Below are 13,082 nucleotides of genomic sequence, written 5' to 3' on the forward strand. Positions count from 1 at the left end.
GTAAATATTTTCAATATCAGTACCCATGACATAAGTAGTTTACAGATAAACCATTTTTCTCTTACTAAAGTCTTTTACACATAACAAATGAACCACCATTAAATGACATTATTTTTCGCCCAATAAAAAAAACCTCGCCATTTTACCCGAATTATAGGTGGTAAAATATAGTGCAAATTGTACTTTGGCAATGATTTTCCTTATGCTATTCTTTATTGTAGAAAATTGAATAGGCAAACCTAAAGAAATTTAGGGACGCAAAGCTATAGGGACTAAGGTTTTTAATAACTATGTCTGCCAGTTGCCGAAGAGTACATACTACTTTTTGTTTAGTAAGGACGTAACACACAACCCACTGATAATTGTATATTAATATAATTTACGAAAGGCATTTTTTAGTGCTATTTATTATAATGTGGGATTTTTTATGATTGCCTTATTTAAAATAAAGCTACTCTTTTTTGAGTAGCTTTTTTATGTACTCTGTAAGAAAAATGCATAAGGAGGAATTTAGATGAAAGTAGTAAAGATTGTAACAGTATCTGCCCTTGCTTTAAATTTAGTCGGTGGTCCAATGAATGTTTTAGCCACTGAAAATCCAAGTGGAGATATAGTTAAAACTTCAGCCGAAGCTCGTACTAATTATTCCATCGCTTCGGTGAAAAAATTTGAATTGTACGGAACAGATATTTTAAAAGCATACGATGACGTATTTAAAATAGCGAGAGCAAACATTCAATCGATTACGAACAACGGCGGAAAATATGGAAGTTCTACTATAGATAAAGCGATTGATGGTGATATGAACAGCCATTGGGAAACAGGGAAACCCAATAGTACCTCCTTCACTAATGAAGTGATCATTCAGTTCCATGAAGCATCTACATTAAATCGAATTGTCTATGCAGCTCGTCAATCTTCTACAAAAGGAAAAGGTTTTGCACAGCAGTTTGAAATTTATAGCTCCACTACAGATACAGGCGATGATTTTACACTCGTTTCATCAGGACAATATACAGGTTCTACTGGAGATATCGTCGAAATCCAATTCAATCCTACAGAATTTAAACGACTAAAATTTGTTTTTACGAAAGCAAATCAAGATTGGGCAAGTGCATCCGAGTTTCAATTTTATAAAGAAGATCCTGTCTCTGACAAAATGGCGACACTCTTTACAGATAGTACAATGAGCGCTGTAAGTGACAAATTCAACACCATAGATGCTATCAATCAATTAGAGGTCGAAACCCAAGGCCACCCCTTCTACGCACAATTCAAAGAAGATATTGACAATGCGAAAGCACTGCTAAGCAATGAAAAAATTACAGCGACAACTGCACTAACTTCGTCATTTAGCCATTATGCCAACGAAGCGTATTCAAAGTTATTTAGAATGGATAAGGCAAACATTAAAGAAATTACCAACAATGGCGGACACTATGCGAGCGCCATTATCAAAAATGCCATCGATGGCGATGTTCATACATATTGGGAAACAAATAAAAGCAACACAGCTACATTCTCAAATGAAGTAGAAGTTGAATTTATAGAACCTGTTACATTAAATCGTATTATTTATGGAGCAAGACCTTCTGACCGTAAAGGCTTTGCCGAGGAATTTGAAATTTACGCTTCCCAAACGTCAAAAGGCGAAACCTATGAACTTGTCTCAACAGGTAAACATAACATGGTCGCAGGATTAGTAGAGGCAAAATTTGCACCGACGACATTTAAACGGGTGAAATTTAAATTCACTAAATCCAATCAAAATTGGGCAACACTTTGTGAATTAGCCTTCTATAAAGAAGATGCATTAAACGATAAAATGGCGCAGTTATTTACTGACGGAACGATGAATACAGTTTCCCCTGCATTCAACAGCATCGAACATATTAACGCATTAGAAGAAGAAGCGAAAACACATCCACTATATGCTACTTATAAAGACAATATCGAATTAGCTAAAAAAATAATGAACGGTGAAGTGGTTACAGAAGGAAGAATTATAGTAGCCGAGCAACACGGGGATATGGTCAAACATGCCAATCAACAATTGAAATTCGGCTTCGGTAACAATTTACAACCAACTGGCCTTGCTGCCCAACCGGGTGATCAAATTACCGTTTACGTTGACGCATCAACAACTGGTCCGTTACCACGCTTGGCATTTTCACAACAAGAAGGTGCTTGGAATAGTTGGCGACAAGGTGTCAGCTTAAAAGTCGGTAAAAACGTCATTACTGTTCCTGCCATCCCTAAAACTTCTTATAATAAGAAGGCCGTTACACCTGGTGGCACAATCTATATTGAAAATCCTTATACAGCGGAACAGCAAGGTAAAGCACCGACCTTAAGATTCGAAGGTGTTGAGAGAATTCCATTTGCAACAAAGTCTACAAACGTAGAGGAGTTCAAACAATTTTTAATCGACTATAAGAAAAAAATTGATGAAGATATAGCGAAGCATCCAAATGTTGAAGATCGCAAAGTGCTTGATATTGTAGAAGTCGTTGGTGACCATTTATTTTGGACAGGTACTGCAACAGGTGCTTACAAAACCTATATAGAAAATGGCTATAGCCCACTCCAAACCATTGAATCGTATAATCGCCTTATGGACGAATTATTTAAGTATTACGGTTTAGATGGGCGCAGTGAAAAACATGATCCAAAATTAATAAGAGAAAACGTACGACTTGCACAGCCTTATGCGTACATGTATGCAGCTGGCGATCATATTGGCACACTGGATGATGTTGTGGCTGATATTTTAGTTCCGATAGAAGAAAAAGGCGGTTCATGGGGGCTTATCCATGAAATCGGTCACCGTATGGATATAGGTGTACGAACAATCGGCGAAGTAACAAACAATATGCTTCCACAGCATATGTCAGCACTTTACGGGAAAATCGATGGACGCATTCCATATGAAGCGAATGTTTATAAAAACGTATTGAAAAAAAACACAAAAGATTATAACGATCAAGGTTTGTTTGAAAAACTAGCCGTTTACTGGCAACTTGAAATGTATAGCCCTGGCTATTGGGGAAAATTAAACGCTCTTTACCGCGAAAAAAATGTCACGCTAACAGATGGCGAACGTTCTAAACAACAATATTTAGTCGAGTTTTCTTCTGAAGCGCTCGGTTTAGATTTAAGTGAACACTTTGCTCGTCATGGCTTTGTCGTAACGGACGAAACAAGAGCAAAAACAAGTAAGTATCCAAAACCAGATAAAAAAATATGGTATTTAAATAATAGTGCGGTCGACTATAAAGGGAATGGTTTGAAAGGAAAAGCAGTAAACGTAACATTGGCATCAAACCAAGCTACCAAAACAAATACGCTCTATTTATCCGTTGATAAAGAAAAGCAAGATGACTTTTTAGGTTATGAAATTTTTAGAGATAATGAATTAATCGGCTTTACAAGTACTCAACAATTTATCGATCAACATATCGATAGTACAAAAAATTACACGTACAAAGTTGTTGGCTATGATAAACAATTAACTGCACTTCAACCAGTAGAAGTAAAGGCATTTACCCCTACCCTATCTATTGAAGATAAGGTTACAGTCAAGCTACATCAAACATTCAATCCTATGGATTATGTTAAAGCAATTTCCTATAGTGGCAAAGATATCACGAATACGGTCGTTATTAAATCGAACACAGTAGATATGACAAAAAAAGGAATCTACGAAGTTGTCTATGAAATCAACGATGAAGGCATCCAAGAAACAAAAACTATGACTGTCAATGTTGTAAGTGATATGCAGTATATTTCTGATATGACAGCTAGCTCTGCCAAAGTTGGTTGGGGTTCATTACAAAAAGATAAATCTGTTGCAGGTGGCACCATTACGTTATTAAGACAAGGTGTTGAGGCAACGTATGCCAAAGGACTCGGTGCACATGCAAACGCAGAAATCGTATATAACATAGAAGGTAAAGGCTTTACCTTCTTTGAAAGTTACATCGGTATTGATCAAGTTTCAAAAGGCAAAGCTTCATCTGCCACGTTTGAAGTTTGGGTCGATGGCGAGAAAAAATTTGAAAGTGATGTATTCAAAGCAAACACAGATCACGGCTACATCCATATCCCTGTTACAGGAGCAAAGGAAGTAAAGCTCATTACAACAGATGCCAATGATAGTGGCAATTCTTCAGACCATACGATTTGGGCTGATGCTAAGTTCGGTAAAGACTCGAGTCAACCTACTTTAACGCTACCTGAAGATTTGACGATGGTGAAATTAAACAGTGATTTCGATTTACTAAGCGATGTAACAGCAACTGATATCGAAGACGGTGATGTTAGTAATCAAATCCAAGTCACTGCCAACGGTTTTAATACGAAGAAAACAGGTACTTACCACGTCGACTATACCGTAACAGATAGTGATCATAATGTCGTCACAGCAACAAGAACTGTCTATGTTTATAGCGACGAAAAATTCGCCTCTGACATCGGTTGGCAATCGGCACAAACTGCGTATAGTACCGTCAACAAAGACAAAGCATCATCAGGCGGTTCAATTAAAGTATTAACGAATGGTGAAGTAAAAACTTTTGCCAAAGGTATTGGTACGCATGCGAATTCTGAAATTGTTTACGATTTAACAGGCAAAAACTATGATTATTTCGAAACACTTGTTGGCATTGACCGCAACATAGCTGAAAACACTAACTCTAGCGTAACATTTAAAATACTTGCTGATGGACAAGAAGTATATAACAGCGGCGTGATGAAATATCAAACAGAAGCAAAATTAGTAAGAGTTCCACTTGCAGGTATTAACGAGTTAAAACTGATTGCACATGACTCTGGCAATGGTAATGCATCCGATCACGCTAACTTTGCTGATGCTAAGTTCTATGTATCAAACGGGATACCAGAACTAACAATTGCAAAATCAATCGCAACAAAAGTTGGAACACCTATTACCATGAACGATAGCTATGTGGCAACTGATGCTGAAGATGGCGATTTAACATCTCAAGTACAAGTAACAGGCTTAGATCAAGTAAACTTCGATCGCGCTGGCCGCTATGACATTACGTATACGGTTGTCGACAGTGATGGCAATAAAGTATCGAAAAATCGCGTTATTTCGGTAGTTAACATGGATGATTATCATTACTTAACTGATTTTCAATGGCAATCTACACAAAACAGCTATACAGCACCATTAAAAGATGTTTCTATTAGTCACAATGCCATTCGCCTAACAGGTGATGATGGTCTTGAGAAAGCATACGAAAGAGGTATCGGCGCCCATTCAAACTCTACAATTATCTATGATTTAAGCGATAAAAATGCCGATTTCTTCACTGCCTTTGTTGGTGTAGACCGTCAAATGTACGGTACGGTAGGCTCTGTAACATTCCAAGTGTTTGTTGATGGAGAGAAGCAATTTGACAGTGGCTTGATGCAATCGCGAGACCCTCAACAATACATTGAAGTAAGCATTACAGGGGCCAAAGAACTAAAACTGGTCGTAACTGATGGCGGCAATGGCAACGGTTCAGACCATGCTTCATGGGGAGATACTAAATTACATTTCGCTAATGCAGAGCGCGTTTTTACACAATCATTAACGCTAGCACTAGAGGATGCCAAAGCCATTCCTATAGAAAACTATACAGCGGAGTCCATTCAAGCATTAGAAGCGAGTATAGCAAAAGCTGAGGAAGTACTTGCCAACCCTCAAGCAATTCAAGCACAAATCGATGAAACGTTAGAGGAATTAACACGCACTAAAGCTGCCCTTATCGCTATTGACTTTACTCAAATCATACCGATTGCAGATAACAATCTTAAACAGGCAATTCAGCAAACATTGGGGCTGTCTGGGGAAATCACATTAGGTGATATGATTACACTAACTAGTCTACATGCACCCAATGCCCGTATTACAAATCTAGACGGCTTACAATATGCTAAAAATTTAACATCACTCGATATTTCGGCGAATAGTATTACCGATTTCTCACCATTGCAAAGTCTAGGTGCATTGGATACTATCACTGCGCAGCCCCAAGTTGTGGAAGTATCAAGCTTAACAGGTCCTATAGCGACGGTTGAGAACTTAGTAAAAGGTTTGGATGGTCAATACTTAAACCCTTATCAAATCGGTCTAAGAAATACGAAAACAATGAAAGAAATCTACGTAGATGTGGAACAACTTACACCAAATACAGACCACTTTACAATCGATCTTTCACACGAAGAACAAGGCACATATATGCTCATCATCGCTTATAAATTAAACGAAGACACTCGGATTCAATTAACTTATTATGTAAAAAATTAAGCATTGTGCTTTAGCATAAATAATCTAATAAATAACGCCCACGGATTTTTCCCGTGGGCGTTTTAGCTTATATACAAAGACTGCACGTCGCATCGTTCAATAAACGCTAATTTGCGCTTCCAAATCCAACTCAGTCATTTTAAAATACGTGGTGAATCGATTGGACAATGCCTCTGTTATTGTCTTACACTGTTCTTCATTCAGTGATTTAGCATAAATTAGGATAACCCCAATATTTTCGTTGTTGGGTTCCAACGGGTTCATCACGACATCTTCTTTCAAAATTAACGCATTGCTCATCGCAACAAAGTTTAACACCGTATTTTGCAACATTTTTCTTTCCCTTGGATTTAACCCCACAGTATCAATTATTTCGACCCTAACATAATTCATACTCTGCACCTCCATAAAATGCCGTGAAAATTTATTTTTTATATTTTACTACTTTTATTTTAAACCGAAAATAATAGATTTTTAAATAAATGCGCATTAACCAAACCATTTTTCCTAATAAAATGGACAACAATCATTAGTATAGTCCATATTTACGATTTTATCTAAATAGTATTTACTACTATAAATTATTTATTTAAAATGAAATTATCCCGATTAATTCAAAAAAAAGTAAGTTTTTTTAATAATTTTTACCACTAAAATAGGCATACAATAATCATAAAATGATTAAAATGGATGAAGCAAAACACGAAGGAGCATTTTCAATGAGTACTGATTTTTTAGAAGAAAAACTAAGAGAAACTTTCTCGTATTTACAATCAATAGAAGGTGTAAAGCCGGTCGACGATATAGTAGCGGCTTTAAACGACGCTACTATTTTTCCAGAAATTACAACATTAATACATAATTCAAAATTCGAATTAGTTTACTTATATGAAGAGCAACAAGTAATTTTAAAAACGATGACGAACGGCATTACGATTGATTCATCTTTTATGCAGGAAGTCCATTTAATCTATCAATATAAAGAAATGATTGAATGTATCCTAACGGGTATTATTGCAACCGATAAAATTAAAAACTATTCATTAAACTTACTTTCCCTAAAATATAGCGAATTAATTCAAAGTATTTAATGGTGATTAGTCCTATAAAGAAGAACCGATGAACGGGAAATTCGCTCATCGGTTCTTTAGCTATTTTATTTTACAACATCACCTTGAATGGGCTCCAAACCATCCGCAAAACGAATGCGTAAAGATTGACAATTAAGAAGGTCTGGTGCGTCCATCACTTGAAAATGGATATGTGCCTCTGAGGAATTTCCTGAATTTCCGCAAAGCGCTATCACATCACCCTGTTTAACCATATCTCCTTGTTGCACAAGACAAGAGTTCTTTTTTAAATGCGCTACCATACTATATTCATGATTGGTATGTTCGATAATAATTACATTTCCTGCTGGCTCCATTTCATACATTTCTCCAGGGATATTATCTTCTAGATGATTGACAACTTTAATTACCTTCCCATCTGCAGGTGCAGTAACTTCTTTATTAAAGGCATAATAGTTTTCATTGACGTTAGGAGAATCTTTAAAGGTCGAATCATTCTTCATGATCACCAAGTCATATGCATATCTTTGTGCTTCATATGCGTAATGGTAATTGACAAACTCATTAACCCCTCCCCAAAATACAAACCACTCCTCTTTTATAGGCATTATATATGTATTTTGACTATACTTTTTATCGCTTTCTGGAAAAACCACATAAGGCTTAATTAATAAGCTATGAATAATATTACTTGAATCCATCGTTACCTGAATCGCTTTCTCTTGTCGATCGTCCAACCAAACATATTGATGATAATGAGCGATTGTTGATTTATTAAATAACTCATAGTTTTGTACATTGGCATTAAAAGATTGAGCTATTTCATTAAATTGCTCATTCGAAACCATCTCTTGAAACGTTGCATGACATTGGTTATAAATTTCATCAAATCTTTCTTGCAAAAAAAACATCCCGAAATTTTGAGGTGTTACTTCACTTGAACTAACTCGCATTCTAAACATCCCCTTTACGCTGACTATATTACTTATACGTTTGATTGGATAATAAGTTTCAATATTTACCATTTTAAAATCAGATAAAGGACTAAGGACGCATCGCAATAAAAAATCGCAGACGAAATAAAACAAGCAAAAAGATTGTTATTCTCTTGCTTGTTTTATTACAGAAAACTAAACGCAGGACAAGCTCCCATTCTTCGCTCTCTCGTTATTCAATAATCCATTCATATAAAATATCAGGTAAATTTTCTTCATTTTCATGCCCTCTACCAATCACCTTAAATCCGTGTTTTTCATAAAAACGTTGGGCCTTTTCATTTACTTCAAATGTATATAGAATTAATTTTCCACTTGATTGGGCTTTCGCTCTCTCCAACAATGTTTGCCCGATACCAAGCCCTTGATAGTTTATATGAATATACAGTTGGCTTATTTCACTATCGTTATAAGCAATCATACCTACAACTGTTTCATCAATAATCGCTAACTCAATTTGAAACTGTTCTGGTAATAGATGATTTAGAAAGTACACATGATTTTCAACGCTATGCATTTCTTTCTGACCAATAGCCTGTTCCTTGCTATCTCGCCACATCGCTACTGTTTGCTCAGCAAATGCTGGGCTGTACGGTATAATCATTAGTTTTTGTTGCGTCATTATTGTGCCTCCTTTTTATAGAGATGGAATATGCTTATTCCACGGAAGATACGCTGGAATCGCCATGTAATCTTGTGTTATCGCCACCAAATGCTCCGAAATCGCCATGTAATCCTGCGTTATCTTCACCAAATGCGCTGGAATCGCCATGTAATTTTGTGTTATCGCCACGAAATCCACAGGGAATCGCTTAATTTGGTACTTGCTAGGATTTAACATCTTACATATTTGCGTTTAAAGCCAATTCTGCCTTTCTCCACTTCCTTTTGAATACTTTCATAAGCGTGGAGGAAACTACTTTTTTTATTATTCTTTTTAAGTTCTACAGGACCTATCTGTTGTGCTGTAGCTAACGCTTTGTCGTGTAACGGGACATACGAGACCCCTACCGTATGGAGGAAATTATTCATAGCAGATTTTGTTCGTTCAGGTGAATTGTGAATCGCACTTTTCACCATTTCAAGCATATTAGCCATTTTACTTTCGGAAAATTCAACATCGGGACGATTACCTAATAGCCAGCAGTAACAACTCCAGCCAGCAGACATTTTTAGTTCTTCCCCACTAGCAATCCATTTATCGGCAACCTGTTGCGCAATGTCCGCTTCCGCTAACGTCACTGCCACCACATAATCTGACAACATATAAAAATACGCCCCATCAATCCAGCGCTCAAAATCTGACTCTGTCATAGCTTTTGGCTCAGCAATAATGCCTGCAAAATACATTGCGTCATAATTTCCTGTGGCATAAAGGGCTTCCGCTAATGGTTGATTCAATTTGATTTTCTTAGCTATCGGCTTCATCGCCCCCGTAGCCACCCCAAAAAGTGGCTCCTGTGCACCATTTGACATATATATTTTTTTCATGCGCTCCTTCCCAAGTGCTTCAAGCTCTTGCATCACCATTTCAACATTCATTTTCACTGCACTCCCTTACGTTAGCTATTGTGACGATTTTGTCCATCTTCAATTTATTTTCATTATGCTATATCACTATGGCATTTGCCAGCTAGCTCTATATTGTAAAAAAAGTATAATCCTTACTTTTATTCCCTAGTGCCTATCAAAATTTCAGTAAAATAGATATTTTTTTGCTTTTTTAATAACTTTCTATTAATATCTCTATGTTACCTTTCTTCAACAAAGGGTATTTATATTAAATAAGTGCGGTTCTTTTTTAGTAATTTGGACAACATATTCAAGACAACACTCACAATTAATAAAGGTACTATGCAAAAGGTAATTATCACATCATGTTTTCAACATCAGGAGGTTACATATGCAATACGTTATTTCTATTTTAGGTATTCTCATTGTATTGTTTTTCGCTTGGCTTGCTAGTTCCAATCGAAAAGAGATTAAATTCAAACCAATTATTACAATGATAATTATTCAAATTTTGTTTTCATTACTGTTGTTAAATACACAATTTGGCTTAATTATTATTAAGGGAATTGCTACTGTCTTTAACAAATTACTGGAATATGCAGGTGAAGGAGTTACCTTTGTATTTGGCGGCTTAGCCAATGAGGGAGAAGCGCCGTTCTTTTTAACCGTATTGCTACCCATTATTTTTATTTCAGCATTAATCGGTATTCTTCAACATCTGAAAATCCTCCCCTTTATTATGAAAGGTATTGGCTGGGTATTAAGTAAAGTAAACGGCATGGGACAATTGGAATCTTATAATGCCGTTGCCTCATTAATGGTCGGTCAATCAGAAGTTTTCATCACATTAAAAAAACAACTTGGTCTGCTGTCAAAACAGCGCTTATATACACTCTGTGCGTCAGCAATGTCTACCGTATCCATGTCCATTGTTGGTGCTTATATGACGATGCTAGAACCAAAATATATTGTTACGGCTTTAGTTTTAAATTTATTTGGCGGTTTTATCATCGCTTCAATTATGAATCCATACGATATTGACCCAAAAGAAGATATTTTAGAAATCGAGCACGAAAAGCAATCGTTCTTTGAAATGCTTGGCGAATATATTTTGGATGGCTTTAAGGTGGCGATTATCGTCGGTGCCATGTTAATCGGCTTTATTGCATTGATGGCAGGATTTAATAGTGTCTTCGAGTTACTGTTCGGCGTTACTTTCCAAACGATTCTAGGCTATATCTTTGCGCCAGTTGCCTTTATTATGGGCATCCCTTCCTCGGAAGCGGTTAGTGCCGGATCCATTATGGCGACGAAGCTAGTAACAAATGAGTTCGTAGCGATGTTGGATTTATCTGGAGGCGATTATCACTTTAGTGAACGGACAATGGGCATTCTTTCCGTATTCCTTGTATCCTTCGCCAACTTCTCTTCAATTGGTATTATTGTCGGTGCTGTAAAAAGTCTTAACGAAAAACAAGGAAATGTTGTCGCACGCTTTGGCTTAAAATTATTATTTGGCGCTACCCTTGTAAGTGTCCTTTCAGGTATTATCGTAAGCTTAATTTTATAAAGAAAATGAAAAGGAAGTGGTATGCTCCACTTCCTCACTTCCTCGTGCCAGGCACTAAAACAATTCTGACAATTGTTAATAACCATTCACAAAGTCAGAGATAGTTTCAATTTCATCTTCTGTTAGTTCTCTTTTCACATGCTTTTTATATGCTTGCATAATTTTTTGTGAATCTCCATCACAACTATCGGTATATGTAGCAATCGTTCTAAGCATCGCTACTTCTTGATTAAACGCTTCTTTTGTTATTGGCTGTTGATGCGAAGGAATATATGTATCCGCATCAAATTGCTCTAATTCAGCCAACAGACGAAGCGTTTCCTTAACTGTATAATGTACTTTTTCAGCATACAGATTAGGATAAATACAATCAGCAAGGAACAAAATCTTTTCTTCTTTTATATAGACCACAACCGAGTCAGCCGCATGATTCCCTCCAACATGTTGAAGGATACAAGTGACACCACCTAGGTCAATCTCCACCCGTTTATCAAACGTGACATCCGGCAAAGCAATCTGAATATCTCGGTGATCTTTGAATTCTTCTTTAATAGCTCTGGCACAAAATTCAATTTCTATACCTTCCTTCACACGTGCATCAAGTGCCTCATCTGACCAAGAAGATGGAATTAACTTCTCCATTGCTGTTTTTGTTTCTTTCGAAGCGATAGACACCATTTGACGTAATGCAGAAAGTCCAAAAATATGATCCCAATGCCAATGCGTTAAAACAACCATATCAGGTTTAGGAACTCCCATTTTTAAAAGTTCTTCCTGAAAATAATGTGCATGCGCCTCCGAATTCCCTGCATCGATCATTAATGTTTTGTTATGACCAACTACCATCCCTAAAATGGGACGATCCGTTTCCGCTATAGGCGTCATATACCAAAAACAATCACCTATTTTATTTATTGAATGCATAATGGGTAAGCCCCCCTTTACTAATAGTTTAATTCAAAAAAGGGCAATTTACTCTTTTAAAGAATTTTTTTATTATAAAAAGGAAGTGGATAGGATTTTGTCACAAATTCAATACGCTTCTTTTAAGCGCTTTATTTCTTTTAAAAATTTTCCAATCTGAACAGGCGCATTTGACGACGTTATTTCAGCTACAACTAGGCGATAGTCATTGTTAGCAATCGCTACTGTTTCACCTTGATAATGACTATGTACATATTCTTTTTTCATCCCAGCAATATTTGAACCTTTATGAACTAAATACACCTTACCATCCGCTTCAACAAATGCTCCTGCAATTTTTGAATTAACACCTTCAAGAGGTACATTGACTTCGCAAAACTCTATAAATTTATCGTCTAATGTAAATCCAAAGGAATTCCACCATTTATTGTTTATATCCACTTTCCTTTTCACAAACCAGTAACCTAAATCTTGTACTTGCCATACATTCGTTTTGCCCGTTCCATGCGCAACAGCCACAGTGACACCTTTTACTTCTTTTGTCCCAACATACTGTTTTAACTTTTCTTCTAATAAGGTTTCATATTTTTGGATATCCTCACGACTTGTAACGATGTTCATGTTCCCTTCTCCCTCACCATGTATTTTTGTTTTAAACCCAATATATTATGCTAGGATACAAAATTCTAACG

9 protein-coding genes and 1 riboswitch are annotated in these 13,082 nt (G+C 36.5%); of the genes, 3 read left to right on the forward strand and 6 right to left on the reverse strand.

Features of this window, described 5'->3' with window-relative positions:
- Positions 1–222: 222 nt before the first annotated feature.
- A riboswitch (cyclic di-GMP riboswitch) is annotated at positions 223–309 on the forward strand.
- 205 nt (positions 310–514) lie between these two features.
- Entirely contained in the window at positions 515–6,319 is a 5,805-nt protein-coding gene (locus I5435_RS18270) for an NPCBM/NEW2 domain-containing protein (protein WP_337982714.1), read from the forward strand.
- A 96-nt stretch (positions 6,320–6,415) separates the two neighbouring features.
- Here I5435_RS18270 and I5435_RS18275 read toward each other — a convergent pair whose 3' ends face one another.
- Positions 6,416–6,712: a hypothetical protein gene (locus I5435_RS18275; RefSeq protein ID WP_108031011.1), complete on the reverse strand. Its 297-nt coding sequence runs from the start codon at positions 6,710–6,712 to the stop codon at positions 6,416–6,418.
- 326 nt (positions 6,713–7,038) lie between these two features.
- On the opposite strand from I5435_RS18275, the gene I5435_RS18280 reads away from it, so the two are divergent.
- On the forward strand, positions 7,039–7,410 hold the full coding sequence (locus tag I5435_RS18280) for a hypothetical protein (protein WP_025220440.1): 372 nt from the start codon (positions 7,039–7,041) through the stop codon (positions 7,408–7,410).
- A 65-nt stretch (positions 7,411–7,475) separates the two neighbouring features.
- Here I5435_RS18280 and I5435_RS18285 read toward each other — a convergent pair whose 3' ends face one another.
- From I5435_RS18285 to I5435_RS18295, 3 genes are all read right to left on the reverse strand, one after another.
- Positions 7,476–8,342: a M23 family metallopeptidase gene (locus I5435_RS18285; protein WP_038509921.1), complete on the reverse strand. Its 867-nt coding sequence runs from the start codon at positions 8,340–8,342 to the stop codon at positions 7,476–7,478.
- Between the two features lie 214 nt (positions 8,343–8,556).
- Positions 8,557–9,006 (reverse strand): GNAT family N-acetyltransferase, encoded by a 450-nt coding sequence (locus I5435_RS18290; RefSeq protein ID WP_337982715.1) that lies wholly within the window; start codon positions 9,004–9,006, stop codon positions 8,557–8,559.
- Positions 9,007–9,218: 212 nt separating this feature from the next.
- Positions 9,219–9,926, reverse strand: coding sequence for a DNA alkylation repair protein (locus I5435_RS18295; RefSeq protein ID WP_337982716.1), 708 nt, complete (start codon positions 9,924–9,926; stop codon positions 9,219–9,221).
- A 361-nt stretch (positions 9,927–10,287) separates the two neighbouring features.
- Between I5435_RS18295 and I5435_RS18300 the strand changes: the two genes are divergently transcribed.
- Positions 10,288–11,466, forward strand: a complete 1,179-nt coding sequence (locus I5435_RS18300; protein WP_024364193.1) for a NupC/NupG family nucleoside CNT transporter — start codon at positions 10,288–10,290, stop codon at positions 11,464–11,466.
- Positions 11,467–11,541: 75 nt separating this feature from the next.
- Here I5435_RS18300 and I5435_RS18305 read toward each other — a convergent pair whose 3' ends face one another.
- Together I5435_RS18305 and I5435_RS18310 are read right to left on the reverse strand one after the other, a co-directional pair.
- Positions 11,542–12,390 (reverse strand): MBL fold metallo-hydrolase, encoded by an 849-nt coding sequence (locus tag I5435_RS18305; protein WP_337982717.1) that lies wholly within the window; start codon positions 12,388–12,390, stop codon positions 11,542–11,544.
- Between the two features lie 108 nt (positions 12,391–12,498).
- Positions 12,499–13,011 carry a hypothetical protein gene (locus I5435_RS18310; RefSeq protein WP_337982718.1) on the reverse strand — a complete coding sequence of 171 codons (513 nt, stop codon included), beginning with the start codon at positions 13,009–13,011 and terminating at the stop codon, positions 12,499–12,501.
- Positions 13,012–13,082 lie beyond the last annotated feature (71 nt).

The sequence above is a fragment of the Lysinibacillus sp. C5.1 genome, assembly GCF_016350185.1.
Taxonomy (GTDB): Bacteria; Bacillota; Bacilli; order Bacillales_A; family Planococcaceae; genus Lysinibacillus; species Lysinibacillus sphaericus.